The organism is Candidatus Neomarinimicrobiota bacterium, assembly GCA_022560655.1.
GTDB lineage: Bacteria > Fidelibacterota > Marinisomatia > SCGC-AAA003-L08 > TS1B11 > JADFSS01.
On record JADFSS010000027.1, the window covers coordinates 1 to 26,910 of the forward strand.

General features: G+C 59.5%; 26 protein-coding genes, 1 tRNA gene and 1 pseudogene. 4 read left to right on the forward strand and 24 right to left on the reverse strand.

Annotated features, from left to right (window positions below):
• The 16 genes and pseudogenes from IH971_05660 to smpB all read right to left on the reverse strand — a co-directional run.
• On the reverse strand, nucleotides 1-149 hold a 149-nt coding region (locus IH971_05660; GenBank protein ID MCH7497320.1), incomplete at its 3' end, for an MBL fold metallo-hydrolase.
• Nucleotides 150-260: 111 nt separating this feature from the next.
• Nucleotides 261-1,091 (reverse strand): PD-(D/E)XK nuclease family protein, encoded by an 831-nt coding sequence (locus IH971_05665; GenBank protein ID MCH7497321.1) that lies wholly within the window; start codon nucleotides 1,089-1,091, stop codon nucleotides 261-263.
• A gap of 16 nt (nucleotides 1,092-1,107) precedes the next feature.
• On the reverse strand, nucleotides 1,108-2,376 hold the full coding sequence (locus tag IH971_05670) for a GWxTD domain-containing protein (GenBank protein MCH7497322.1): 1,269 nt from the start codon (nucleotides 2,374-2,376) through the stop codon (nucleotides 1,108-1,110).
• A complete protein-coding gene (locus IH971_05675) occupies nucleotides 2,369-4,009 on the reverse strand; it encodes a hypothetical protein (protein MCH7497323.1) in 1,641 nt (546 codons plus the stop codon). Before IH971_05675 ends, IH971_05670 begins: the two co-directional genes overlap by 8 nt.
• A complete protein-coding gene (locus IH971_05680; GenBank protein ID MCH7497324.1) occupies nucleotides 3,996-4,979 on the reverse strand; it encodes a bifunctional hydroxymethylpyrimidine kinase/phosphomethylpyrimidine kinase in 984 nt (327 codons plus the stop codon). The genes IH971_05675 and IH971_05680 overlap by 14 nt, the downstream gene beginning before the upstream one ends.
• A gap of 51 nt (nucleotides 4,980-5,030) precedes the next feature.
• On the reverse strand, nucleotides 5,031-5,414 hold the full coding sequence (locus tag IH971_05685) for a PspC domain-containing protein (protein ID MCH7497325.1): 384 nt from the start codon (nucleotides 5,412-5,414) through the stop codon (nucleotides 5,031-5,033).
• Nucleotides 5,415-5,561: 147 nt separating this feature from the next.
• Nucleotides 5,562-5,732: pseudogene (locus IH971_05690) on the reverse strand (PspC domain-containing protein).
• A gap of 39 nt (nucleotides 5,733-5,771) precedes the next feature.
• Nucleotides 5,772-6,743, reverse strand: a complete 972-nt coding sequence (locus IH971_05695) for a histone deacetylase (protein ID MCH7497326.1) — start codon at nucleotides 6,741-6,743, stop codon at nucleotides 5,772-5,774.
• A gap of 8 nt (nucleotides 6,744-6,751) precedes the next feature.
• Complete coding sequence (locus IH971_05700) at nucleotides 6,752-7,537, reverse strand: ATP-binding cassette domain-containing protein (GenBank protein ID MCH7497327.1); 786 nt, start codon at nucleotides 7,535-7,537, stop codon at nucleotides 6,752-6,754.
• An 8-nt stretch (nucleotides 7,538-7,545) separates the two neighbouring features.
• Entirely contained in the window at nucleotides 7,546-8,253 is a 708-nt protein-coding gene (locus tag IH971_05705) for a gamma-glutamyl-gamma-aminobutyrate hydrolase family protein (protein MCH7497328.1), read from the reverse strand.
• A 155-nt stretch (nucleotides 8,254-8,408) separates the two neighbouring features.
• Entirely contained in the window at nucleotides 8,409-9,347 is a 939-nt protein-coding gene (gene trxB, locus IH971_05710) for a thioredoxin-disulfide reductase (GenBank protein ID MCH7497329.1), read from the reverse strand.
• 7 nt (nucleotides 9,348-9,354) lie between these two features.
• Nucleotides 9,355-9,687: a thioredoxin gene (trxA, locus tag IH971_05715; protein MCH7497330.1), complete on the reverse strand. Its 333-nt coding sequence runs from the start codon at nucleotides 9,685-9,687 to the stop codon at nucleotides 9,355-9,357.
• Nucleotides 9,688-10,070: 383 nt separating this feature from the next.
• A complete protein-coding gene (locus tag IH971_05720; GenBank protein MCH7497331.1) occupies nucleotides 10,071-11,171 on the reverse strand; it encodes an alkaline phosphatase in 1,101 nt (366 codons plus the stop codon).
• Between the two features lie 22 nt (nucleotides 11,172-11,193).
• Nucleotides 11,194-12,018, reverse strand: a complete 825-nt coding sequence (locus tag IH971_05725) for a hypothetical protein (protein MCH7497332.1) — start codon at nucleotides 12,016-12,018, stop codon at nucleotides 11,194-11,196.
• 31 nt (nucleotides 12,019-12,049) lie between these two features.
• The gene (locus IH971_05730; GenBank protein MCH7497333.1) at nucleotides 12,050-13,261 is read right to left on the reverse strand and encodes a tyrosine--tRNA ligase; all 1,212 of its coding nucleotides are present in this window, start codon (nucleotides 13,259-13,261) and stop codon (nucleotides 12,050-12,052) included.
• Nucleotides 13,258-13,731: an SsrA-binding protein SmpB gene (gene smpB, locus IH971_05735; GenBank protein MCH7497334.1), complete on the reverse strand. Its 474-nt coding sequence runs from the start codon at nucleotides 13,729-13,731 to the stop codon at nucleotides 13,258-13,260. The genes IH971_05730 and smpB overlap by 4 nt, the downstream gene beginning before the upstream one ends.
• Nucleotides 13,732-13,861: 130 nt before the next feature.
• Between smpB and IH971_05740 the strand changes: the two genes are divergently transcribed.
• A tRNA-Leu gene (locus tag IH971_05740) sits at nucleotides 13,862-13,945 on the forward strand.
• A gap of 224 nt (nucleotides 13,946-14,169) precedes the next feature.
• Here the strand turns inward: IH971_05740 and IH971_05745 are convergent.
• The 8 genes from IH971_05745 to IH971_05780 form a co-directional block, all read right to left on the reverse strand.
• On the reverse strand, nucleotides 14,170-14,484 hold the full coding sequence (locus IH971_05745; protein MCH7497335.1) for a hypothetical protein: 315 nt from the start codon (nucleotides 14,482-14,484) through the stop codon (nucleotides 14,170-14,172).
• A gap of 240 nt (nucleotides 14,485-14,724) precedes the next feature.
• Complete coding sequence (locus tag IH971_05750) at nucleotides 14,725-16,014, reverse strand: MFS transporter (GenBank protein MCH7497336.1); 1,290 nt, start codon at nucleotides 16,012-16,014, stop codon at nucleotides 14,725-14,727.
• Between the two features lie 25 nt (nucleotides 16,015-16,039).
• A complete protein-coding gene (locus tag IH971_05755) occupies nucleotides 16,040-17,317 on the reverse strand; it encodes a BamA/TamA family outer membrane protein (protein MCH7497337.1) in 1,278 nt (425 codons plus the stop codon).
• A 97-nt stretch (nucleotides 17,318-17,414) separates the two neighbouring features.
• Nucleotides 17,415-18,680: a DUF1343 domain-containing protein gene (locus IH971_05760; GenBank protein MCH7497338.1), complete on the reverse strand. Its 1,266-nt coding sequence runs from the start codon at nucleotides 18,678-18,680 to the stop codon at nucleotides 17,415-17,417.
• A gap of 50 nt (nucleotides 18,681-18,730) precedes the next feature.
• Nucleotides 18,731-18,898 (reverse strand): hypothetical protein, encoded by a 168-nt coding sequence (locus tag IH971_05765; protein MCH7497339.1) that lies wholly within the window; start codon nucleotides 18,896-18,898, stop codon nucleotides 18,731-18,733.
• Between the two features lie 172 nt (nucleotides 18,899-19,070).
• The gene (locus IH971_05770; GenBank protein ID MCH7497340.1) at nucleotides 19,071-19,346 is read right to left on the reverse strand and encodes an antitoxin; all 276 of its coding nucleotides are present in this window, start codon (nucleotides 19,344-19,346) and stop codon (nucleotides 19,071-19,073) included.
• Complete coding sequence (locus IH971_05775) at nucleotides 19,346-19,621, reverse strand: BrnT family toxin (GenBank protein ID MCH7497341.1); 276 nt, start codon at nucleotides 19,619-19,621, stop codon at nucleotides 19,346-19,348. The genes IH971_05770 and IH971_05775 overlap by 1 nt, the downstream gene beginning before the upstream one ends.
• Before the next feature lie 147 nt (nucleotides 19,622-19,768).
• Complete coding sequence (locus IH971_05780; GenBank protein ID MCH7497342.1) at nucleotides 19,769-21,196, reverse strand: sodium:solute symporter; 1,428 nt, start codon at nucleotides 21,194-21,196, stop codon at nucleotides 19,769-19,771.
• A gap of 229 nt (nucleotides 21,197-21,425) precedes the next feature.
• Between IH971_05780 and IH971_05785 the strand changes: the two genes are divergently transcribed.
• The 3 genes from IH971_05785 to IH971_05795 form a co-directional block, all read left to right on the forward strand.
• On the forward strand, nucleotides 21,426-21,866 hold the full coding sequence (locus tag IH971_05785) for a periplasmic heavy metal sensor (protein ID MCH7497343.1): 441 nt from the start codon (nucleotides 21,426-21,428) through the stop codon (nucleotides 21,864-21,866).
• Between the two features lie 22 nt (nucleotides 21,867-21,888).
• The gene (locus IH971_05790) at nucleotides 21,889-22,731 is read left to right on the forward strand and encodes a hypothetical protein (protein MCH7497344.1); all 843 of its coding nucleotides are present in this window, start codon (nucleotides 21,889-21,891) and stop codon (nucleotides 22,729-22,731) included.
• A gap of 760 nt (nucleotides 22,732-23,491) precedes the next feature.
• The coding region (locus IH971_05795; GenBank protein ID MCH7497345.1) for a hypothetical protein at nucleotides 23,492-26,910 on the forward strand (3,419 nt) is incomplete at its 3' end.

Consider the following 26,910-nt stretch of genomic DNA (forward strand, 5'->3'; position numbering starts at 1 on the left):
TCGATACGGTTGGCCTCATCGGCGGGATTGCTGCGCCCCCACAGCGCCTTGGGCACGGAGCCGAACATGGCCCCGCCATCCAGCCCGAAGGTGCCCGACTGGAGCAAGTGGATGGTCCAGCGACCTAGATGGAGGAATTCAGACACCATCGGGAAACGGATAGGGGCTATCTGTAAGGGTGGATGAATTAGGATTACGATTTGCGGGCAGGCCCAAATTCAATACTGACAGCATTTTGCCTCCCACCGCTTGTGCCGCCCTCAATCCGCCAACCTTGCCGGATGGGTCTGTCCCTGCTTGGCCGGGCAGACATCCCAGTAATAGCACCAGTTGCACAGGATGGATTCCTTGGGTGCGAGCAGGCTGGGTTCGGCCTCAGCTGCTCGCAATTTGTCGATGCGCTTCCTGACCATGGCGGCGATACGCTTGGGATCCCAGCCGACGCTCTCCAGGCGCAGCTCTCTGCCGTGGCGCAGATAGTGCCACACAACGTCTACCCGCTCCACCGATGGCTGCGACTCCGTCAGCGCCAGGAAATAGACCTTCATCTGCAGGTCTTTTTCAGCGTTGGACGCGGTGAGCATGCGCTTGCCCGATTTATAGTCGTGGATGGACCACCACCCCGCCCCGTGATGGTCCAGCCGATCGAGAATGGCGGTCATCAGGTACCCGTCACCCGCCTGCCCCGCGCCCCCCTGCTGGCCCGAGGTCACCTCGAAACTGATGGTGCGCTCAACGCCTTCCACGGGTTCATCGAAGGGGGCGTGCTGCCGGAAATAACCGGCCAGGCTGCGCTGACCCAGCTGGTAGTAGTCATCGGTTTTCCAGGCCGGGTCCGCGATATGGATGTAGGCGTGCCAGGCTTCGCGCCAGAGTTCGCGGTAGCGCTCCAGCAGGGCATCGAAGAGTACTGCACGGCTCCCCTTTCGCTCGCGATAGAGCCATTCCAGCGTTTCGTGCAGGCGGGAACCCAGAAAGGCTTCGATGGATTCGCCCGCGGTGGGGCGTCCCTCCAGGTAGATCATCCGGTAACGCGCCGGGCACTGGTCGAAGGTCGAGAACCGGGAGTATGAAAAGCGACGGCTGGACAAGGTGCGGGCAGTAGCCCTAGTAGGTCCGAGTTGGATAGAGCGGGGTCGTCAACCTGTAATCGCCGAACAGATTAACGTCCACAAAAACGAAGCGCCACCCTTTGCCATAGTAGAACCAGATCTGATAGGGCTTCTGACGGACGTCAAACGGGTGCCGCTCAATATCGTCGGGCTGGCCGTAGATGATGTAGACCATGCCCAGGTCCGTCTGCCAGCCGGGCTGGAAGCTGCGGTAGTGAGCATCGGCGTAGGCTACCCGACGATAGTACTCGTCCATCAGTTCGTTGCGGGGCGTACCGGGCGAGGGGTCGAGCTCCTGCCAGAATTTCATCAACGCCTCGCGCTGGGCCTCACCCTTGGAAGAGCGCATTTTCTGCAGCTGCTGCCGGCTCGCCAGGTAACGCGTCTGTCTGATGGCCAGGTCCAAGTCATCGATGGATGACGCCAGACCGGTCCACTCCTTGCGTATAGTTACCGTGCGCTCTGCCATGAGTGAATCGACCTGCAGGCGAATCGTCAGCGTTTGATTTGACTTTTTCAACTCGCTCGCGGCAAACGGGATTACATGGGTCGACAGCCCCGCGCTCAGCATAAGGTGCCCGGTCGTATCGCTCAGCGTATCCTTCTTCTCAGCTTCCAGAACGTAGGTCACCTCCGCGCGCGTGGAATCCTCGGAAGGATTGCGCACCACCAGGTAGACCCGGAATGAGTCCGCCTCATCGGATACGAGGTTGTCTAGGTAAGGGATAAGTCGGTCGCGCTGCCCGGGTAATTTTTCTATTCCGGAGATGAGCACGGCATCACCTAGCGCCAGCTCACCCAAAGGATAGTCCAGCACTTCAATCTGCTCCCGGGCAGTATACCGTTGGGAGCTATCCTTGTCCCAGAGGTTAGCTACAATTTCATATTTGCCCGCAGGCAGCACGAACGAAGCCTGCGAGGTATGATACTCGTCCTCAGCCTGGGTATCCTTGTAGGCCGTCCGGATCACGCTTTCCTTCCAAATCCGGGTGCCGCGAACCATCTTGTCCTCGGCCACAGCGAAAACGGAGAGCTCATACGCAGCCCGAAAGCCATCATCCTGGGCTAGGAATACCAGCCGTTCGAGGGGTATCCTGGCAAACACGGTGAGCAGCACCGAATCAGCCAGCAACGTGGGTGCCTGGACCACCGCGAGCTGCAAAGGCGATTCCGGTTGCCTGCGTTGGAACGCTTGCGCTGCTGCCTGGTGAGCGCCCAACAGCGCGTAAACAAGTAGTGCCGCGGCAGCCAGCCGGCTAGTCAAAATATGCTCCCCAGTTAAATCGCACCACTCCCTCCTGCGTGAGGAACCAGACCCAATCCGCCGCCGGCTCAATGGCATACACAACCTCGGAAGGCAGTCCATCCCGGAGGCCAAATTTTATCAGCTGCTTATTACTCAGACTATAGAGCATGGCGCCACTGGAGGTCGCTAACCAAATGTACGACCCATATGCCGTGATTTCCAGAATCCTTGCCTCCCCCGTCAATGGAATTGGATGGAGTGTAAAGTCTCCGCCTGCCCGGTCGCGGACATGTACCAGGTTGTTGGCTACCAGGTAAAGGCTGCCCGCGCTGCCCGAGATGCTGATGGCCGGCAATGCAGAGATCCGCCGCCATTGGGGCCCCGTTCCTCTGGTGTACGCATAGACCCCACTGGCTGTTCCGGCGTATAGGATCCCGCCGGTGCTGTACAGCTTATAGACCTCTGTCTGCGGCGATATCGACGTGCTGTCCTCGGAAATGACTCGCTGGGTCTTGGGGCTGATGCGGTCGATGCCGCGGGCGGTGGCGGCAAATATGTCGTCACCGTAGCGCTCCAGGTCCCATACGGCCCGGTCGCGCAGCCCGGCGTCGGCGCCAACGAAGCCCCAGGACTCATTACGGGTATCCAGTACCACGATGCCACCCATCGTCGCCAGCCAGAGTTGCCTCCCCACCCGCAGCATGTCGTTGACCCCGATATCACGGATAGCCTCGGAAACCAGCCCGCTATGGTAGCGCCACAATGATGTTCTTTCATCCCAGACGCTGAGAAAATAGGTGCCGCGCCGGGTGGAACGGGAACCTGTTCGCCGGAAAGCGTTATCGGCAAACCAGGTGCGATCCCCATCGCGGTAAAGAGTCGTTACCGGCTGCGGTGCGATACCGGCCTGAAATGACTCCAGCCTTTTGGTGAAGGGATCGCCCCGAAACAGAGTCCCCAGCACCGTGCCGTACCAGACCTTATCGGAATGATCGTGGTAAACAAAAGTAGGCACCGTGGTCATGAAACCGGGTCCGTTGAACTCTGTGATGCCGGTGGTCCACGGTCCGCTGGTAATCCATCCAAGCACGTCAGGGGGCTCGAAAAAATTGGCCCGGCTGGTGTTCCATTCCACGGGGCCAGGGGGTGGTACGATATCCCGGCGCATGAACTCTCCCGTAAACGAGTTGAGCAGGGTATAGACACCATCCATGTCGAGCCAAATGCCGTCAAATGAGCCCCCTACCCGTCTGACCGCCTGGCCCCGGAAGTAGTCTGGCAGGGCATGAAACGGCACGTTTCGCCAGGTTTCATCCGTGCGCAGCCTGAAGGAGACGCCCTGCTCATGAACCACCCACAGCCCCTCGGTCGATGCGTCGACGTAGACCTGGTAAAGGCGGCGTGAGGGCAGGCCCATATTGATCTCGGGCAGGTGATCCAGCTGCCGCGCGAAGCGGTCCGCAAACAGAAGCCCATCCAGGGTGCTGAAGTAGAGGCCATCGGTTCCTTCAGACACGGACGTGGTCGTCGCGGTGCTGGGAAAGTATTGCCAGTCTTCGGGCTCGTAGCGCATATGCTGGGCGGCCGCGAATCCGGCCAAACCGAGCATGAAACTGATGGCCTGGAGCGGGCCAGCATCAAGCCAGCGCATGGTGCTGAATAAGCTTTTCAAGTTTCTCCGGCACGACCGGCACGACCCCCATCTCTTCCACAACGGTCCCGGCTGCAAAATTGGCCAACTCCGCCGCCTCGCGAGGGCTCGCACCCGCAACCGAGGCCAGGGCGTAGCTGCTGAGCACCGTATCCCCGGCGCCACACACATCTGCCACCTCCCGGGCGCGGGTGGGAATAGGATGATGCCCCTCGGCATCGAACAGGTTCATGCCTGCTGGCCCACGGGTGATGAGCAATACCTCTGCTGCCAGACGCTGCCGCAACTCGGTCCCCGCCGCAATAATGTCATCCTCGTCTCGAAGGCTGCGACCGGCGAAGTGCTCCGTCTCGGTGAAGTTGGGCTTCACCAGACTTGCGCCGTGATAGGCGTCCAGATTGGCAAACTTGGGATCGACAAACACCGGACAGCGCGCCTCCCGGGCCCAGCCAAACAGCTGCCTGATAACCTGTTCAGGCAGGGTGCCTTTGTTATAGTCCTGAAGAATCAGGCCGTCCGCTCCGGGCAGCAGCGGCCGGACAGCCTCACAGAGCTCAGCGGCCAATGACTCCTCCAGCCATTGTTCCGACTCCTCGTCAAGCCGCGCCACGTGCTGGGAGTCAGCTATGATCCGAATCTTGTGAGTGGTTGGCCTTTGGGGGTCGGTCAGCAGGGTAGCGGGGATTCCATAGGATGCCAGCGCAGCCGTCAGTTGGCTGCCTGCGGCATCGCTGCCCACGACACCGGCCAGATCCGCCTTCGCGCCCAGGGAAATCAGATTGTAGGCTACATTGGCCGCGCCGCCCGGGCGATGCTCCACGCGGTCCACCGATACGATCGGTACGGGAGCCTCCGGTGAGATGCGCGCTACACCCCCCCAATAATAGGTATCCAGCATGACATCCCCCACCACCACCAGGCGCAGCTTGGTGAACGACTCGCGCAGCTGCTTAAAACGGTCCGGGAGCATGGTGTTACCGCTAGTTGTGCAAGTTCAGGCGCAGATGGCGAGGCCGCAGGCTCAGCCCTTTGCCTTGCCCGTCTTGCCACCCTTCCGTGGGGCCGTAACCCGGCCGGATGCGGCGGACGGTGAAGCGCCGGCCGGCTCAAACGGCTGTTCTTGCAATGATATCATAAGTACGAGGTATATCAGGCCCGTGGCCAGGTAAAAAAGGCTGCCCGCCACGAAGAGGACCCTCACCAGGGTGGCATCAATCTGGAAATATTCCGCAATGCCACCACACACGCCGCCGATGCGTTTGTCGTACCTGCTCCGGTACAAGTGCTTGGCCTCCGAAGTGGCATCTTTCGAGCTGGCCCGGCCAAAGGTATAGAGGAGGTAAAGCCCAACCACTACCAGGGCCAGGGGAACAATGCCAGGCGACCGCAGATGTAGGCCTGGCATGATGGGCCAATAGCTGAATCGGTACCGTATGCCACCCCAGAGGACCACACCGCAGCCTACCAGGACCAAGCCCCACCAGAAACGCCCCCTGCCCGACGCCGGTCGGGTATCGGCCTCAGCGCTCGCCGGGCTGTCGTCCAGCCGGCCGGGGATAATGATCCAGGCGATCACGTACAGGACCAGGCCGATGCCCCAGACCAGGGTCAGCAGAATCAACCCGAGGCGAACCAGCACCGGGTCGATGCCGAAATACTCACCCAGACCCCCACACACGCCGGCGAGTATGCGGTTGTCTTGAGAGCGATACAGGTGCTTCATGCCCATCCTTTCGCCGTAAAGCGCGGGGACAACGCCGCCCTAGCCGCCCGGGTCTGAACGGGCCTGCCCGCTGTCTGCCAGCACCGCCAGATGCCCGGCGACGGATCCGGCCAGTCCGTCCAGGTTGTAGCCACCCTCCAGGAATGAGACGATACGGCCAAAACACAGTTCCCCGGCCAGCTGGGCCACGACCCCGGTCATGCGTGCAAATCCGTCCGTGGTGATGTTCATGTGCCCCAGCGGGTCGTCCTCATGGGCGTCAAATCCTGCGGAGATGAGCAGCAGTTCCGGCGCAAATGCAGCCAGCGCGTCGGCCACCGGCCCTTCAAGAATGCCCACAAAATCACCATCGTCATGCCCCGCTGCCAGGGGGAAGTTAAGTGTGGTGCCCCTGCCGGGGCCACGACCTACTTCGTCGGCCCGGCCAGTGCCGGGATAGAGGGGGAATTCGTGTGTACTGGTATAGTGGACCCGCTCCGATTCATAAAATATTTCCTGGGTCCCGTTGCCGTGATGGACGTCCCAGTCGATGATGGCAACCCTCTCAAGCTGGTGGGTCTGTAGAGCGTAGTTGGCTGCCAGGGCCGCGTTGGCGAACAGGCAAAAGCCCATGGCACGTCCAGGCAGGGCATGATGTCCCGGTGGTCGGCCAAGTATGAAGGCGCACTGAGTCTTGCCTGCGAGCACATCATCTACGGCCTGTAGCCCCGCCCCCGCTACCTTGCGTGCGGCATCGAACGATCCAGCCGAAACCTCGGTGTCTCCGGAATCCACCGTGCGCGCACCCGCCCTGATGGAATCCTCCACGCGCTGGATGTAGGCCCGCGGATGGACCAGAGCCAGTTCTTCGGTGGTCGCTGGCCGGGCTTCCACCTGGCGGTAGGCTGCCCACTGGCCGGTAGCGCGGAGCCGGTCAGCGATGGCCTGGAGGCGGCGGGCCGATTCAGGATGCCCGGGGCTGACTTCATGCGCGGCGAAATCGGGGCTCCAGTATAATGACAGGGGAACCAACTGACTGCCTACGGACGCCTAGGCTGTCGGCTGGCTGTGCCCCGCCTGCTTGCGCTCCTGGTCGGGCGGCCGCCACCGCGCCCGGATGTCTGGCTCTGCCGGCCCCGTCCGCCTTCACGAACAGATCGAATCGAGGCAATACGGCCCCGATCCAGGGTGACCGATACGCCCGTCATGCCGCGCAGGGTATTGGGCGACAGGGTTGACAGCACGACAGTGGTGCCCTCATAACCACACTTCCTCTGAATCTGGCGCTTCACCTGTGCCAGATCCTCTACGCCCAGGTGTAGTTCGAGCTCATCGAGGAGCAGCACCTTTGCATCCGAAGCCAGGCAGATAGCCAGATCGATCTTGCGCCGTTCTCCCGGTGACAGCGTCTTCACCGACCGCGCCAGCTTGCTGGTCAAGTTCAGGGGGCGGGCCAGCTCCTGCAGCCGTTTGTCCGCCGAATCGGTGGACCAGGAGGCCGTGCGGATGCCGCTGAGCATATACCGCTCCACCGTGCCACGGGCCGCCCAACCCCTGACGGGCGCTTGCGGCAGGTAGCAGACTTCGTCCTTGAAGTTGTCAATCGACCGCCTGCCGGTCAGTGCCTGCCCATCGTACTGAATCGAGCCTTCGGATAGCGGCCTGAGGCCCGCCAAAGCTTCCAGTAGGCTCGTCTTGCCAGCGCCCGGTGGGCCAATGATGGCATATGTGATGCCGCGATGAATCTCAAAATTGGAGATGGAGAGTACGACCACGCCTTTGATGCTGGCGGACATGTTCTTGATCTCGTAAAGTGGTTGCTGCATCCCTGCCTCTATTGCAGTATGAAACGAATAAAGTTGGTCAACACCTCGTGTGATGGATCGCCGTGGTGCTCGCTGATTGCGGCGGCCGCCTCGCCGTCGCCCATCCTCAGTTTAACATACATTCGGGCAATCTGGGCTGAAAACTCCGGATGGAACTGCACGCCAAACGCATGAGCCCCCAGCCGAAATGACTGCAACCCCATCTCGTTGGCAGCCAATACTTCCGCCCCATCTGGCAGCCGGGTCACGAGCTCCTGGTGACTTTCATACACGGGCACCCGTGGGTCCAGTCCGTGAAACAGTGGCGACCCGGCGCCGGCAGCGGTGAGCTGCACATGGCCTGCGCCCAGCTCCCAGCCCGCGGTATTCAGCCCTACCTCCCCACCGGTGGCGGCTGCGAGCAACTGATGCCCGAAACAGACTCCCAGAATGGGGTGCCCCGCTGCCACTGCCTGCGCAATCCGCTCCTTGGCCGGTGGGAGCCACGCTAGGGGATCGTTTACCGAATCGGGCGAACCGCTGATGATCCATCCATCCGAGTCCCTGGTGGACGGCACCGCGTCGCCCTTATGGAGGGCGTGTACCTGGTATTCTGCCGGCGCCCCGGCGCGCTCTTGAAACCAGCGGGCAAAATCGCCGAACCGCTCCCGGATGGGCGCCAGGGTCTGCCCCGTCAGCAGGATTCCAATGCGCGGCCGGCCCGGTCCTACGCCCATAAGGCCCTACCGCGGCAACCGCAACTTGTCCCGATTCCCGAAGCTTCGGGACGGGATTCGGGAGGCGATGTCGGTCAAAATGGATTTGAAAGTGTGTTGCACGCCGCTTTGCGCCGTGCCTCGAACGGCCGATTTTTGCAGCTGAAAAAACGCCCCTAGGTCTGGCCCGCCAGGAAATGCTCCGCGTCGATGGCCGCCGCGCAGCCGGTACCGGCGGCGGTGACGGCCTGACGGTAGACCGCATCCTGGACATCACCACTGGCGAACACGCCGGGAATGGAGGTGCGGGACGACTTGTCCTGCGTCACCAGATACCCGCGCTTATCGGTCTCCAGCTGCCCCACGAACAGCTCTGTATTCGGGATGTGGCCGATGGCAATGAACAAACCGTCGCTGGTCACGTCTTCCAGCTTCCCGGTCAATGTATCCTTCAGCCTGACGCCCGTGAACCCTCCGTTCTGGGGGTCGCCATGCAACTGTTCAACCACCGCATTCCAGTGTATGTCCACCTTTGGATTGCCCAGCGTGCGCCGCTCCATGATCTTGGAAGCACGCAGCTTATCCCGCCGGTGAATGATGGTCACCTTGCTGGCGAACTTGGTAAGGAAATGGGCCTCTTCCATGGCCGCATCGCCGCCGCCTACTACCAGCACGTCCTTATCCTTGAAAAAGAAACCGTCGCAGGTGGCACAGGCGGAAATCCCGTGACCCATGAGCTCTATTTCACCGTCCAGGCCCATCAGCCGCGCCGTAGCGCCGGTACTGATGATCAGCGACTCGGCTTTGGTGAGCTCGTCCCCCACCCAAACCTTAAAAGGACGCTCGGAGAGGTCCACTCTTGTGACATGTTCAAAGCGCGTATCTGCGCCAAACCGCTGCGCCTGTTCGCGAAACAGGTCCATCATCGCCGGCCCCAAAACGCCGTCGGGAAAGCCGGGGTAATTTTCCACGTCAGTGGTAATCATCAGCTGGCCTCCAGGCTGTGTGCCCTCAAAGACCAGCGGCTGCAGCTGGGCTCTGGCGGCATACAGCGCCGCCGTAAGTCCGGCCGGGCCGGAGCCGATAATGACAACCTTTCGAGACTCGGACACCATTCCCTGATTACGAGTTGAGCGCCGCGTCTACCATTTCCACAATATGTGCCTTGGGGACCGCCCCCACAATCTGATTGTTCACCTGTCCATCCTTGAACAGCAACATCGTCGGAATCCCGCGGATACCGTACTTTGCGGCCACACCGGGGTTATGATCAACGTTGAGCTTGCCCACAACAATCTTGTCCTTGTATTCAGCCGCCACCTCTTCAATGATGGGTGCCACAATATGACAGGGGCCACACCATTCCGCCCAAAAATCTACCAGCACGGGCTGGTCAGAGCCCAAAACCTGCTCCTCGAAGTTCTCCTCGGAAATTTCAACCGTATTCTTTCCCATACCAGCCTTGCTCCTTACTTCTTAGAATGAGCCTCTGCCCAAAATTCCGCCCTGAAGTTATCGCCAATGGCGTGGGTGAGGCAAAGGCTACCGGATTTACGCTCCGAGGGCGCGGTGGTTCCATCGGCTGGACGACAAACATAGGGATAGGCCGCACCGCTGCCCGTGTGTTTGCCGGAACTGATATCCCCTACCGTGCCCGGGCCAGGTAGACCAGGGTCTCCCTCAGGCGCGTTTTCTGGTACAGCCCGCGCCGTTGGGCCCCAACCGACCGAAGATGCTCCCCGGCTCCACGCGGAAGGAAACCTCATCCACGACCCGGCTCCCATGGAACGCCTTGACAACGCCCCGAACGTCCAGGCCAGGTGCGTCGGCAGGCCCGCCTAAGGTTGCCGGATGAAGTCCAACAGCAGTTGCCCCACCTCGGTGTTGTCCAGCAGGGCATCGAAGGCGGCACTGCCCGGCCCGCTGGCGAATATCGGCAGGAAGTTCCCCGTGTGGCCGTGCGTCGTCCACTTCAGTTGGCCTGGTCTGCTACCTTTTCCATTGAGCATCAGGCCGCCGGTTTCATGATCGCCGGTGAATATCAGCAGCACTTCGGGGTGCGTGGCCTGGTAATCGAGCAGCGTTTCAACCGTGGCCATGACGTCGTCCAGGGCAGCCAGGACGCCAGCGGTATTGTTGCGGTGGCTCTGGGTGTCGGTGCCTTCATCCTCGATGAGCAGAAAGAAGCCCTGGGGGTGGCCTTTAAGACGGTCGAGCGCCACCGCCGTCATCGCGGCCAGGGTGGGGGTTCGCCGCGGCGGAACGGGCATCTCGCCACCAGCGAACAGGCCCAGCAGGGGCCGCTCATCAGCCTGTACGTCGGCGAGCTCGTGAACCACCTGCACGCCCCGGCTGGCAAGGCCCTTCAGAAGATCGTTCCCGGCGGCATCGGTGGTGAAATACTTTCGGCCACCCCCCAGCAGCACCTCGATGCCGGCCGCCGTCATTTGCCGGGCAATCTCTTCCTGTAAACCGCGGTTGGGCACGTGGGCTGCAAAAGCGGCTGGCGTGGCATCGGTGATGGCAGCGGTGCTCACCAGGCCCGTCACCATCCCCACAGACTCCGCCGCCTCCAGGACGGTCTCCACCCGGTTGCCTGCGGCGTCCATACCGATGACCGCATTGTCGGTCTTATGCCCCGTGGCTAGAGCGGTAGCCGCCGCGCCCGAATCGGTCACGCGCTCCCGCACCGCCGGATGGGTGGTCATGAGCCCCACGTGCTCGAACCGTGCCAGGGGGTAGCGGCTGCCAAAGTAGTAGGCTAGCGTGTGCTGGCCTATGCCCATGCCGTCGGCAATCACGAGAATAAGTGACCTGGCTCGCGTGGGCCCGTCAGGTGCGGCGGCAGCGAGGTCATCGGCGGACACCCGCACCAGCAGCAGGAAGACCACCATCAGCCAGAGCCGGTTGCGCCGTTTTGCGCCGGGAGAGAGTTGCATAATGCCCCTGTCCTGTGTACGGTTATTGGGTCTGTAGCCGCTTCATTTTGGCCCGCCAACGCTCGGTGGGGGTCTCTGCGTCCAGCCCTTCGAAAAGTGAATTCATCCACGAGCCGTACATGGGATTGGGCAGCAAGAACCACGATCGCCCCCAGCGCTGGCTATAACGCTCGGCGGCGGCGGCCCGCTCGGCCCCCACGCCGTTCCCCAGATCAGTGGCGAAGTCGTTGCCGTCATCGCCAAAGATCAGCAGGATGCGGTGCTCCGCCGCTACCGCCCGGCGCCGGGGCCCCTTGTCGCGCACATCTGAGCGGGTGATGACATTGCTGTTGTCATCGCGGACGGGATAGCCGTGCTCCCGCAGTGCCGCGGAGACCAGCGTGTGCAGCGTGTCCCGGTTGTTGGTGACGAAATAGACTGCCACGCCCCGGCTGATCGCGTAACGGCAGAAGTCCAGCGAACCCGGCACGGGCTTGCCACCACCGGTCTGATACCAGTCCCGCCAGGTTGCCAGCGTGTAGCCTCCCCCCGCGGCGATCCTTTCGGCGGTATAGGAGGTGCTTTGCAGCACCGTTTCGTCCACATCCAGCACCACGGCCGGGGGCAGCTGCTCATATCCTGACCCCTGCTCCAGGGCGGCCGTCCAGCTGCGGTCGTCCAGGGCCTGGTCCAGCCTCTCCTGGGCCACGGTATAGGTCTGCGTGGCAAGCGCCCAGTACTCCGCCGACTGCTGCATCCACAGCGCGCCATCCAGGACCGTCGTGGTATGCGCCGGCGGCTCGCCCCCGCCACAGGCGGTCAGCAGGGCCAGGCTGGCGAAGTGCCAGCGCGCCGCAAATGATGTCACCCCATCCCGCACGTCTACCTCCCGGCTGGGATCAATCGACCAGCCTTAAGAATCTGCGTTTGCCCACTTTGAGGATGCCCGTACTGCCGGGCTGCAACACCCGTTCGGTATCGATCACCGCCTCGCCATCCAGTTTCACGGCGCCCTGAGCGATGAGCCGCCGGCCCTCCCCGTTGGAGGCCACCAGTCCGGCATTTTTCAGGACCTGTACCAGAAACATGTTTTTGGCGGCGATGCGATATTCCGGCATGTCTGCGGGCGGCTCGCCCTGGCTGAACAGCGCGTCGAAGGCCTTCCCCGCATGGATCGCCGCCTCACGACCGTGATACAGCGTCACGACCTCCGCCGCCAGCCGCTCCTTGACCGCCTTGGGATTGACGCCCGGCGAGGCCAGCTCCTGGGCAATCGCCGCCAGCTCAGCCGGAGCTGCGGCCGTACAAGCCTCGAAGTAGGGCAGAATCAGCGTATCCGGAATGGACATGAGCTTGCCATACATCTGGTCGGCGGAGTCGGTGAGGGCGATGTCGTTGCCCAGCGACTTGGACATCTTCTCCTTGCCGTCGGTCCCGGCGATAAGGGGGGTCGTGATAATCACCTGCGGCGACTGCCCCATGCCGCGCTGGAAATCCCGCCCCACCAGCAGGTTGAAGGTCTGGTCGGTGCCGCCCAGTTCCACGTCGGCCTCCAGGGCTACCGAGTCGTAGGCCTGTGCCAGGGGGTAGAGCAGTTCGTGGAATGAGATGGGGGTGCCCTCCTTGAGGCGGCGCGTGAAGTCGTCCCGCTCCAGCAGCCGGGCCACGGTGATTTTTGAGGCCAGCCGGATGAGGTCGGCAAAATCCAGTTTGGAGAGCCACTCGGAGTTGTAGACGATCCGCAGGCGCTCGCTGCTCAATACGAGGGTGGCCTGATCGTAATAGCTCTGCCCGTTCTGCCGCGCCTCTTTCAGCGTCAGGGCCGGCCGGGTCTTGTTGCGCCCGGTGGGGTCGCCGATCATGCCGGTGAAATCGCCCACCACCAGGATCGCCTCGTGCCCAAAATCCTGGAATTGACGCAATTTCCGCAGGACAACCGTGTGCCCGAGGTGCAGATCGGGCCTGCTGGGGTCGCAGCCCAGCTTCACCTTCAGCGGATGCCCGGACTTGAGCGACGCCTCCAGCTTCTGCACCAGCTCCTCTTCGGGGATGATCTGCTCGACACCCCGCCGCAGGAGCTCCAGCTGTTCATTCACCGGCGGCATCGTCATCGGTGCCGGGCCCCCCGCCGGCTCTTCATGACCCGCTCCAGCTGCCGCTTGGCATCCCGGTCGGCAAGATCGCGCCGCTTGTCGCGCAGCTGCTTGCCCACGGCTATGGCCAGGTCCACCTTCGCCCAGCCGCCCTTGAAATAGACCGACAGCGGCACCAGCGTCTGGCCCTTGACCTCCACGGCCTTGCGCAATTTGCCCAGTTCACGCCTGCTCAGGAGCAGTTTGCGCTCCCGCAGGGGATCGTGGTCCGCAACACTGGCATGCGAATAGGCCCCGATGTGGATGTCCAGCAGGTAGAGTTCGCTGGCCTGAAAGCGGGCGTAGCCATCGATCAGGCTCACCTTGCCTTCCCGCAATGCTTTGACTTCGGTGCCCAACAGTACCAGGCCCGCTTCGTAGGTCTCGACAATATGGAACTGATGCCGCGCCTTGCGATTGGTGGCCACAATATGCTTTCCTGCGCTCACTCGGGGTGGCAGGAATTTAGACGCGGGGTGGAACCGGCTTCAAGGTTAATCCCCTTGACTGAAGAATCGTACTGCCCGTAAGCTTCCGGTCCGCAGCCTGTAGCTCATAATTCTCAGCGGCAGGCGCCCGGCCCGGGTGGCGGAATTGGTAGACGCGCTAGGTTCAGGGTCTAGTGTCCTTATGGATGTGCTGGTTCGACTCCAGTCCCGGGCACGGCAAAGGCTTCCTATGATCGGAAGCTGTTTCCCATTGACAATCATAAAGACGTGCTGGGCCTCGGTGTAGCCAGGAGGCCACGCCTACGGTGAGCCTTCGACTCCAGTCCCGGGCACAGCAAGTGTGGCAGAACTCCCCGCTCGTTCAGGCACAAAAAAACGCCCGGGCCATGCAAACCGGACGCTAAAGTTATCGCTTCCTCCAGCTGCTGAGCCGGGCAGCTACATGCCGGCCCTGACCTTGGCTTCCTTAATGGGCACCGAATTGTATCCCAGGGAAATCAGAATGTGATGCAGGTCGGCAAGGGAGATGCGCCCCTTGTCGTAAGTGATCAACAGCCGATGATCGACCCTGGATAGGTCCACCGCCTGGATCCCGTTTAACGCGCCCAGCGTGGACACGATGAGCTCCGGCTGGGCATTTTCCGTCGGCACCAGCCGCAGGGCAGTCTGCGCCACCCCGTGGTCATCGTAACTGCCACCCACCATGATGGCAAATACCAGCACGATCAATCCTATGGGAGCAAGATACCGCATACTTGAGGCAAAACCCGGTCTGAATATATATATCCGCAGCATAAAAAGTCAAGAGTAATCGTTGATCAGGGCTGGGTTTTACGGCTGTGGCTTAAAGTAATCCATGATCTAAAAAATGTATCACCTACACAACCCATTGTATAGCTTTGCATCAACGCCACATGATGCTGGGGGTAGCAGCCCGGATAGGGTGCCCGCACATATATGCTTTTCCCGGCCTGGAAGGAGGGGCTTTCGCCATCACAGCTGCCGCTTTGACATCTGCAGCCCTTCCGCTTCTTCCACTCTGCGGAGTAGCAGCGCTCCAACAATAAACAGCACCAGCACAACCCAGATGCCCGCCCGCTGGGACTGGAACGCCTGGGTTAGCACGCCCAGCAGGAGGGGGCCCACGAAGGCGGTGGCCTTGCCTGAAAACGCAAACAGCCCGAAGAACTCCGCCTTCTTGTGCTGCGGGGTGAAGCGCGCCATCAACGACCGGCTGGCAGCCTGGTTGGGGCCAATGAACAGCCCGATACCCATGCCCGCAATCCAGAACGCAAGCCGGTTAGGGGCCACAACGGCCAGCAGGGTCGCCAGGATCAGCCCTATCAGGCTCAGCTGGATGGTCCGCTTGCCGCCCAAAACGTCATCGACGTAGCCCAACGCAAAGGCACCGATCCCGGCCGCGAAGTTCAGGGCGATGCCAAAAACAATGACCTCCTCAATGGAAAATCCGAAGGTGCCCACGGCGTAGATGCCCCCAAAGGCGAAAATAGTCACCAAGGCGTCGTTGTAGATCAGGCGCGCCAGTAGCAGGCGTACCACCTGACGGTAGCGTCGTATCTCTCTGAACGTCTCGGCCAACTGCTGCAGCGTGGCCCGCAGAATCGGCTCTTTGGTGCGCGGGACCTGCGATCGGTCCTCCTTAACCCACAGGAACATGGGCACGGCGAAAATTGCGAACCAGCCCGCTACCAGCAGGTTGGTGGCCCGGATGTTCTGGCCCGCTTCCTTGCTGAAGCCAAACCAGGGCACGTCGGCATTGACCAGGCCTACCAGGGACAAGATCATGGCCACCAACCCGCCGACATAGCCCAGCGACCAACCCATGCCCGACACCCAACCCAGCCGGTTCGGCGGGGCAATGTCCGGCAGATAGGAATTGTAAAATACATTGGCCATTTCAAAGGCAATGTTGGCAATGACGAACCACATCAGGGCCTGGGTGATCTGTCCCGGAAGCGGCCTGTAGAGCATGGCCGAGCCAAAGATGCAGACTGCGGTGGCGAGGAGCAGGAACAGCTTGCGGTAGCCCCCCCGATCGGCCAGGGCGCCCGCAAACGGTGAGAGGAAGGCCACCGTGAGGGCCGTGATGGTAACGCCCCGTGACCACAGTACCGTGCCGGTTATCGCATCCGGGGCGATCACCTTGGCGAAGTAGGTGGCGTAAATGAACGTCACCACCATGGTCGTGAACGGCGAGTTGGCGAAATCGTACATGGCCCAGGAATACATGCTGCGGCGTCGATGGACCGGTGTGCTGTTCATGCCAGGGCTCCTTTTATCGCGTCCGCTAGAACAGCCAGTCCACGCCGATATACAGTTTCATGCCGGGGCCGTCCAACTGCGGCTCCATGGGCCAGCCCAGCTCGAAGGCAATCACCAGGCTCGCGTGGGGGGCCAGCCGCAGCCCGCTGCCCACGCCCCGGTGCCAGCGGTCGCTAAACTCGCCTGCGTCAGGCATTTCATCAGGCGGTGCGGCGTCAAAGCTCCTGCCCAGATCCAGGAAAGCGCTCCAGGCCAGGTAGCCGCTGCGCCACAACGGCAGCAGGCGGTAGCGCAGCTCAAAATTGCCGTAGAACAGCCGTCTGCCAACGGCGCGCTGCCACAACACCCCCCGCAGGGTCCGGTAACCGCCCAGCCCCGTCACCATGGCGAATGAGCCGTCAATATTCGGCACGGAGAAAAATGGCGCGCCGGCCGACATGGCCCTGGCGCTCAGGCGGTAGGCGAAGGTCAGGTTACGGTAGAGCGGCACGTAGTGACGGTGGGTTGCCGTCACCACCGTATAGAAATAATCGTTGGTGGGCACGGCGGGCACCCAGCGCAGCAGCACCTCCGACCAGATGCCGCGGGTGGGGGTCGTCTCATGGTCCCGGCCGTCCCAGACCAGCCCGGCAGCCAGGCCACTCTCCCGGCCCCCCGCCAGTTGCACCCCGCCGAGAGCCACCTCTCCGGCGAGCAGACTTCGGAAGCTAGGGTCCTCATCATGACGGGCGTAGTCAATGGTGTCCACAGCCGTGGACAGGTGAATCACGCCGGCCAGCCAGCGCAGCCGCTCTCCGCCGCCCTGCACCAGAACGTTGGCTTGGATAGACCGCTTATCGTACGTGTAATAGAACTTGCCCCGGTAGTCGCTGGAGTCTTCATCGTGGTAGCTGACGCTGTAGCGGGTTTGGGCGCCGCCCAATCCGTGGTAAGGCTCAAACAGGCTGACGCGATAGCGGGTCTCCACGGTCAGGCGCAGCCCCCGGGGGAGCAGGTACTTGCTATCCAGCCGGTAGTAGTAGTCCGCAATGCCCCGTGTCGTCCGCTGGATGAGCACGCGGTGGGACAGGTAATAGGGCTGGTAGTCGGCGCTGCGCTTGTCATCCCACTGGACCAGTGCGCCGTAGCCGAACCCCAGGTCATCGCTAAAATTGATGGCCGGCAGTACAAATATGCTGGTGCGCTTGGCCTCGGGGACGGCAGCTTCATCCTGACCGGACGACCCACTGGGCATCAAGAGCAGTCCCAGCAGCAGGACATATCGTGTCCCCGCGGCCAGGCGCTGGGTGAGCGGAGTTTCCATGGCGTGACCTGAGTTTTCACAAAATCATATTTTGGGGCCGCTGCGCGAGTTTAAGCCGGAATCATTCCCGCCCCAAGGAATCCCACCCACGGGGCTGCTAGTCGGCGTAGATGAGATAGCCCTTGCGGCGGCTGTAAAATTCGTCGCGGTCGCCAGCATACGTGGAAGGGTGCCCCTCGATCCGGCGGCCGTAGTCGATATAGTGGCGCAGCTTGTCCGAGCCCCACAGCCGGTCGATGCTATCCCGACGCCAGTGGAACTGGTGGGGGTAATTCTCCCGGATGACATGCAGCATGACGGCCGCGGTGTGGATCGGCCGGTAGGTTTCGCGGTCGGTGATCTTCAGGCGCACGCCACCGCAGGCCTCGTCCAGATATTTCGGGTTCTCGGCCATCCCCTTGATGAACCTGGGCGTGAACACCGTCGCCTCAAAGTCCACGCCCGGCAGCTGCTTCCGGTTCAGCATGTCCGCCAGCCCCCGGCCGTCGATCCACGGCGCGCCACTGATGAGGAACGGCTCATGGGTGCCCCGGCCCTCGGATAGGTTGGTGCCCTCGATGAGGCCGGTGCCCAAATAGGCCAGGGCGGTCTCCGCAGTGGGCATGTTGGGCGAGGGCGCAAGCCAGGGCAGCTCGGTCTCATCCCACCACATCGTGCGAGCCCAATTCAGCAGGGGCACCACCGTCAGTTGCGCCCGGCGGCCAGTGGGCAGCCAGCCCTCCTCGTTGATCATGATGGCGAGCTCTCCCAGGGTCAGGCCGTGGCGGATGGGCACAGGGTGCATACCCACAAACGAAGCATAGTGGGGCTCCATCAGGGGCCCGCCAATAAAATCGCCCCGCACGGGATTGGGCCGGTCCAGAACCCAGATGGGCACCCCGTCCCGGGCACAGGCGTCCATGACCAGGGTCAGCGTGCTGGCAAAGGTATAGTAGCGCGCCCCCACGTCCTGCATGTCGAACAGTACCACGTCGATACCCGCCAGTTGATCGGGCGTGGGCTTGCGGGTCTGGCCATAAAGGCTGTACACTTTCACGCCCGTCCTGCTGTCCTCCGTGTCAGCCAGCTTGGCGCCGTCGGAGGCCTGGCCGTAGAACCCGTGTTCGGGGCCGAAGACCACGCCCAAAGTCACCCCCGGCTCCCTGTCCAGCAGGTCCAGCAGGTGCTCGCCCCGACGGCTGACCCCGGTCTGATTGCTCACCACCGCCACCCGCTTGCCCTTCAGCGGCGCGAAATCGTCGTTCTCCAGCACGTCCAGGCCGGGGATGGTGCTGAAGAATTGCCCCGTTGGGTTGGCGGGTTCGTAAACCCGGGAGTAGCGCCAGTCAGCATCGGGCGGGCCGGCCCCGAAAAGGGTAGCCAATATGAAGCCGGCTCCTATACTCCGTGCAGACTGGTATAAAATAGCTCTGTTCAATCTACTTCTTCCCCCTCACCCTTGGCCGGCTCGCCGTGGCGACTAAGCTCGCCGTAGGCGGCTACGGCCTCCCCGTAGCCGGGAGCCTCGGCGGAGCCACAGCGAGCCCGGCCAGGGCCGAGGCCCTGGGAGACGGCGATGTTGAATCGCGGCGTGGATTTCATTCAGCTGGTCAGGAGGGCCAAGCTAGCCATAATCATGCGTGATCGTGGTTCAGTCTTTTCCCTGACGGGGGTTGTATGCGTTTCTGAGGACGCGGGGGCTTGCCGGGCATCCGATTTGGCCAACCCGTAGAATAAGCCGCCATCATGGCCGCTGCATCGCAGCTGAATGAGGTCAGCTGGGCTCTACGAGGCTGCCTTTCACAAATTTGTGGATGAGACTCGCCACCATAGTCTGATAGGGGATGCCTTCCTCAATCGATTTGGCCTTCAACCTGAGAAGATCCCACTCAGAAATCCGAATATTGATTCGTTTATTCTTCCGAAATGTGTTGCGAGTATATTGAGCATATTTCTGCTTCAATTCCTTGGCCTTTGGAGCAGATTTCCATTCGTCATGCTCGTACGAGCGCTCAATCTCTCGCTCGTATTTATCCTGCTTCGCCATGATCAGCCTCGCTTTAGGTATTTCCTTGTCGCCTTCCGGCTGGGAATAATCGTCTTGAGAAAAACTTCATCCTCATCTTCAACGAAGGGAACCAGGTAGGCGTAATCTTCGAATTCGATGACGAAAATCCTCTGGTCGGAATACCGCTCCTGATGGGCGTGCTCCAAAATATCGAGGATGTTGCCAGCTTCAATCTGGAAAACCACGATTTCAAACGAAATACCTCGGTTTTTCTTGAGCCACTCATTTTTCTCAGGGCTCCAGTTGAGGTACTTCACAACTGAATATATCCCTATGTGTGCCTTACGTCAACCTATTACTTTTGGCAAAATCGGGACATCAGCAGAATCTGCCCGAATGAATCCCTAAGCTATTGTCCATGAGACAAGGAATTGGCTGCCGTAGCCAGATCGCGCACCATGCCCCTACGCCCCATCCTTAGCGGCCCGTCCCATCAGAACCAGATTCACGCCATAGGCCAGCCCCATGTTCACGCCGGTGGCGGCGATGATATACCAGGTCCAGGCGATGCCCAGCCCCTTGAGCGCCAGCACGGCCGCTGCCGCGCCCAGCAGTCCAGCCATAAGGGCGGTGGGGTGAAAGCGGGTGCCCGTGCGGCCCAACAGGAACAGTCCCAGCAGGCCGCCATAGGTGTAGGAGGCAATCTGTAGCCCCAGCACGACCACGGGGCTGTCCCGTGGCACCAGCATGAAAAGCAGGGCCGCTCCCATGAGCACCAGGCCCCACCCCAGGCTGATGAATCGCGACAGGCGCAGGTCATCGGTGCGCTTCAGCCAGTCATTCACCGTGGACGAGGCCAGGCTGTTGATGGACGAGCTGAGGGTGGACATGGCCGCCGCCAACACCCCCGCCAGCAGAATCCCTTTCAGTCCCGTGGGCAAATAGTCCGCGATAAAGCGGGGGTATTCCTGATCCACCCCCAGCGCTTCGCCCTGGAACAGCACCCACAGCAGGCTCCCAACCAACAGGAAGAGGGCGAACTGGAAGGTGACGAACACACCGCTGCCCACCAGGGCCATGCGGGCGGCCTTCAGGCTGCGGGTGGCGAGCAGGCGCTGCACCATCATGTAGTCCGTGCCGTGCGAGGCAAAGGACAGGAACGCGCCGCCCAGCAGGGCCGCGGGAAAGGCATAGGCCGATCTGAACGAGAAGACTGCGCCGGCTTGCAGGTTAAACACCCCCAGCTTGCTCTCCCTCGCCAGTTGAGCAATGCCCGCCCCCAGGCCACCGGCCAGCAGATCGTTGATGATCCACAGCGAGACAAGTCCGCACCCCAGGTAGAGCATGAACTGCACCGTGTCCATCCACACCACCGACCGGATGCCGCCGGCCAGCGTGTAAATCAGCGTCACGGCCCCCAGCACCAGCACGGACAGCGGTATGCTCCAGCCCAGCAATTGCTGCATCAGAAAGGCCGTGGCAAAGAAACGCACACCGTCTGCCAGCAGGCGGGTCATAAGGAATATGGCGGAGCTGAACCGCTGCACCTGCGTCCCGAAGCGCTGCCCGATGTACTGGTAAATGGAGGTGATTCCCTGGGCATAATAGAGCGGCAACAGCAGCAGACTCACCGCCACCCTGCCCAGGATGTAGCCGAAGGCCAGCTGCAGGAAAAACCAGTTCCCCCGGTAGGCGATGCCCGGCACGCTGATAAAGGTCAGCACCGAGGTCTCGGTGGCCACCAGCGACAACATGACGGCCCACCACGGCATGCTGCGCTCGGCCAAAAAGTAGGCGCTGGTGGATTTGCTGTAGCGCCCCGACCAGATGCCATAGGCCACGGTGGCGCCCAGGAACAGAGCGAGAATCCACAAGTCAAGGGGGTGATTCATGGGCCTGCCCGCAGAGGACTATTGCCGCCGGGCTCCAGCGGATCAGGCACAGCTGTGGGTGACACTATTACCATGACGGTGGGCTGGAAACGAAATGAAAGGTAAGCAGAATTGGCTCCCGCGCACTACCGTATTTGGGGCCGCCACTTAACCTTTGCCCACGCGCGGGGTCTAATCCCATACAGACCGTGATGACCAATTTTTCCAAAATATCACAAGGACCTTACCGATGATAAAGTACATACTTTTAGTGCCGCTCGCGTTGGCGTCGCTGGTGCTTGCTCAGCCTATGGGCGGCATGGGAGACGGAAACATGCGGCCCATGCAGGAACTGAACCTCGAGCCCCGGCAGCAGAAGCAGATCATGGCATTGCGCACAGCATTCCAATCCCAGGCCATCGACCTGCGGGCCGACCTGCAGAAACTCGAGCTCACGCTCGGCAATCAAATGCGGGCGGATAAGCCCGACACCCGGGCCATCAACGGCACCGTGGAGCGGCTCACCGCCAAGCAAGGGGCCCTGCGTAAGCTGCGCGTCCATCAGCAGCTTGATGTTCGCGCTCTGCTGACCCCCGAGCAGCGGCAGATCTTCGACCACCGGCTCATGGGCCACCACAGGGGCGCTGACCACCGAGCCCATCGACGCCAGCAGCGAGGTTGGCGGTGGTAAGCCTGGACGGAGGCGGGCGATCATGAGCCGCACCGCGTTTCGCGCCGCCGGATCGGCTGCGCTGATCGTATTGTTCGCCGGCTGCAGTCAGTCGGGTCTGGTCAGCAGCTGGACCCGGCAGGGCGTGGCCGTGGACGGCGATCAGGCGGAGTGGCAGGGCCTGCTGCAAAAGCCTGAAGGCCAGTCGGTTGCCCTGGGCGTCATGAATGACAGCGACTATCTCTACGTGACCCTCAGTTCGCTGGACCGGCGCACCCTGATGCAGATCATGAGCCGCGGCCTCACCGTCTGGTTCGATCCCCAGGGTCGCAATAGAAAGGTGCTGGGCATCCGTTATCCCGTCGGGGCGATCACCATGGGGCTGCAGGAGGAGGGCTGGGGCCGGTGGAATCGGCGCGGGCAAGCAGGTCCCGAGGAGCTGCTGGAGCAGATGGTTGCCACCGAGCTGTGGATTGAGGTCACCGGGCCCGAGCGGGACGATTTGGCCCGCATCACCCGCGGCGGCGAGAGCGGCCTGCAGGTGGAGGTGGCTTCAAAATTGGGTCAGTTCGTCTACGAGCTGCGCATACCCCTCAACTCCTCCGCCGAGAACCCCCATGCCCTAAACGCCTCCCCCGGCGAAACCATCAGCATCGGGTATGAGGGCGGCGGGACGGGTGCCACCGGCCTCAGGCGGCCCACCGGCGGCTTCGGCAGCGGTGGCCGGGGCGGTGGCCGGGGCGGATTTGGCGCGCCGGGTGGTGGCCGGGGCGGCTTCTCCGGCGGTCGCGGCGGCGCCGGCCGTGGTCAGCTGAGCCAGCCGCTCAAACATTGGGTCAGGGTGACCCTGGCCTCGCCGGCAGCACAGGAGCGGACGGGGAGCTAGTGGGGACCAGCTGGCGGGGGATTCAGAGCTGGGTTCCTACCAGCCCCGGCTGCTGGGGGAGTTCCTAACGCAGGCTGGGCTGGAGGGCGAATCATATGTGGCTAGGGACTTCTGATTTCCGATAAAAATGGTCATCGGAAATTGGAGGATGAGCGGGAAATGATCAGCAACCACGTGCGGATATTAGTCCGCTGGTCTCATTGTTCCCCTCTATAGATTAGAAATCCCGCCGGACTCATAATAATAATTGTCACGACGAGAAATTTTGAAAATACGCACTAACTGAGCAGTTTTTCACGACTGCGGCCCCAGCAGGCTTATGCAATCCATCAAGATAAAACTGCTGAAGTAACATAGCCCGCCTTTCAGGCCTGAAATAGCCTCCCATCCGGACGCCTGCTGGATACGCTGCCTATCCAGCTGTCGGTGGGTCGCCGGACCTGCTATCTGGCGGCAAGGTGCAGTTGGAAGCATTGGATTTTCCATGCCTTCGGGAAAGATTATCCGGGTAGATAAAAAGTATTATCTGGACAAACTCCCCAACGCTCTGTACCTTGTGTTCGTAGCCTTTTACTCTAAGATTCTATGAGCTTATTAAAAGGCAACGCCGTGCCGCTAAGGCACTGGTCACGGTCCCGTCTGACTTCTCTGTAGTGCTTCCTTAGCCGGAAGCCAACACATATGCAAGCCCCTCGAGTTTCTGACGAGTGCCCGAGTGGTACTGGTGTGCTTACCGACACTGGTCAGGAAGGGGTGCCTCATGATCCGTATACAGCAAAATACAAAAACATGTTTCAGTTCAAACAGGAGCAATTTTCTGCTCGTTATGATAGGAATCATCCTGATCCTTGCGCCTACTGGAATGCAGGCCCAAACGACGTGGGAGAAATATTCCGGCAATCCGGTCTTATCTGGCGGATCACCGGGAGAGTGGGATTCATCCGGAGTAGTAGCTACGGGAACGCTTTTTGACGGAACAACCTACCATATGTGGTATTCCACATTGGATTCGTTGGAAGGTATCGGCTACGCGACATCACCTGATGGATTTACATGGACAAAGTACGTTTCAAATCCGGTGCTTGAGCCCGGTCCTGTGGAATCCTGGGATGAACATTCTGCCGGCGGTCCTTCAGTTGTTCTCGTTAATTCCACCTTTCACATGTGGTATAATGTGATCGATGGAATCAGGTCCAAGATCGGGTATGCAACTTCACCGGATGGAATTACCTGGACGAAGGATGCTTCAAATCCGGTTCTCTCCGGCGGACTTGCAGGAACATGGGAGAGTGACGGAGTGTTCAATCCGAGGGTAATATATAAAGACGGTTCTTTTCTAATGTGGTACACCGGATGGGACAGTACCAACACACGAATAGGCCATGCAACCTCAGCCGATGGAGTAAACTGGTCGAAAGACGGAGGCAATCCTGTTCTGGATTTAGGTCTGGAGGGAAGTTGGGACGACGAAGCTCTTGCATACTCATCTGTAATTTATAACGGCAGCTCCTATGAAATGTGGTACACAGGTAATGATTCATCTGATCTGGGAAATCCGATCGCCGTAGGGATTTCGCGTATAGGTTATGCAACATCGCCAGACGGGATCATCTGGAGTAAAGATGAAGCTAATCCGGTTATAGTTCCCGGACCAATTCCTGAATGGGATTTTATTATCACCTTTCTGTCTGACGTGATCTTTGATGGAGCTAAATATCAGATGTGGTACAGTGGAATTGGATTCGATCCTGATGACGAGGTTGAATTTGCTATAGGATATGCTGAATCAAATGCATGGGTAGGGAATTTGGGATCAGCTAATTTAAGAGGAATTGGACGAATTCGCGTGCGAGACGCATTTCCGATCAACCTCAACGCAGATCCATCTGCTTTCATGGTGACAGGCGATTCTATCACAGTTGAAGCATGGGTATTCCCAATGGGATTACCGGAAAACGGAAACGGTCATAGAATTGTGATCAGACCCTATCTCCAGGAACCCTTCCAATCATATTCTCTCTCAATTGACAATTTTGGCGAAGGAGATTCCCCAAGGTATTCATTTATTATTTCTGATGGGAATGTGCCGGCTAATTTTGGGATAGCCTCTGACCCGGAAACAACTACGATCGGTGTGTGGACGCATGTAGCGGGAACATATGATGGGATTTCAGTCAAACTTTATATAAATGGTAATCTTGTAAATGAAGTGCCATACACTGATAATATCGGGTCGAGTGATGTAGGATTTTACATAAGCGGATTAATATTAAGAGAACGGTTTAACGGCCTGATAGATGAAGTTCGTTTATGGAACAGTACTCGCAGTGAAGCTGAGATCCAGGCTAAAATGAATACGACACTTGTGGGAAATGAGACAGGACTAGCGGGTTACTGGCCGCTTAATGAAGGCAGAACCGTTGAAAGTGTTTCAGCTACCATTGATTCTACTGACAATAATAATGATTTAGTGGTGCAAGCTGGAGCGGAGTTCGTTGGATTTACGCCGGGTGACGCGGTTGAAGCAGCGGCGGAGATCTTTCCAAGACAAGTGGCTGGAGTTGTCGGCGAATTATTAACTTTCAAACCTGTTATAACGGGATGGCCGTCTCCGGTTATAACCATTCTATCACTTTCAAGTGGGATGATTTTTAACTTTGAAACAGGTCTCATCGAATGGACGCCGGTGGAGGGACAGAATGGTTTTCACAACTTTGCTCTGTTGGTATCTAATGATTTTGGTACTTCAGAAGCTACTTTTAATGTATGGATAGATGCAGTACCCATTCAATCACTTGAACATAACAATAACAATACTGTCTTAGCTATTTTCAATAATGGAGTGCTGGCACGGAATGCGGCAGGTTTTCAGTTCAATGGAGAAAACGGATTATTCGAAGCTGATTTATTCGTTGCTCAATCGATCTCTCAGGTATCCGGCGGCTTATTTAATCGGGAATTTGGCACTGTTAACCCGATCTTTCCGCTAAAAAGTTATCTTAAAGGATTCGATCAGGCGTTTATAACTCGGTACAATGACAGGCGAGCGCCAAATCCGATAGGCATTTCTATAACACAAATAACTCATTCCAAATCTACGGAACCTGATCTGGACTATGTTATATTGGACTATTTTATCACAAATGAATCAGGCAGCGACCTGACGGGAATTCATGTCGGTTTAGCGCATGACTGGGATGTTGGCGGTGCTTTTGATGATATGGGCGATTATGATGATACGAGAGGACTAAGCTATGTGTATTCAACCGACGGTGAAGACAATCAAAACTACTATGGTACTGTCATTCTTAATGATGACGTTACAGGACATCTGGTCACAAATGGTGGAGCAAGTTCTGATGAGGTACTTTTCGGGGCAGCTACATCATTCTCGCCAATACCAACTGGGCCTGCTGACACAAGGAATGTCATAGCTACAGGTGCATTTGACATTCCGGCTGGAGGAGTTGCCAGAGCCGTATTTGCGATTCTCGGAGGTACCGATCTAGCTGATCTGCAGGCAAATGCCGATGCGGCATTTGCAATCAATTTATCAGCGGCTCTTCCGGTTATCTTGTCGGCTGATGACGTTTCACCTGACGAGGGAGGAAGTGTTTCCCTAAGATGGAGAGCCTCTTCACTTGATGTCAATGTTAACAACCTGCCCTTTTACAGTATTTGGCGTGCCTTGCCGCCGGGAGCTGTTATGGCGGAAGGTGTAAAAGGTGTTGAAAATGTTACGCGTGATTTTTCGGGTCAGGCTTATCGTACTACATCATCCGCGGCAGTTGATCTGGCGTGGGAGTGGATAGATAACCAGCCGGCACATCGACTATCTTTGTATTCATACACAGCAGAGACTTTATTTGATTCTACCTCGGCAACTGATGGGGTTCATTATTTTATGGTATCGGCACACACAAATGATCCGGACCTGTTTTTCGACTCTGATTTCGTCAGCGGGTATTCGGTTGATGATCTGTCTCCTGATGCTCCGTCGAATATAGCCGGGACGCTGAATTCAGAAACCGGAGATATTGAAGTTCACTGGAATCCGAATTCGGAGGAGGACCTAAGGCATTATTTATTATATCGGAGTACTTCAGGAAATATAAATACTGCTGAGGTTGAGCCGCTTGCAGTCGTGGAAGATACACTGTATGTAGATGCAAACGCGCC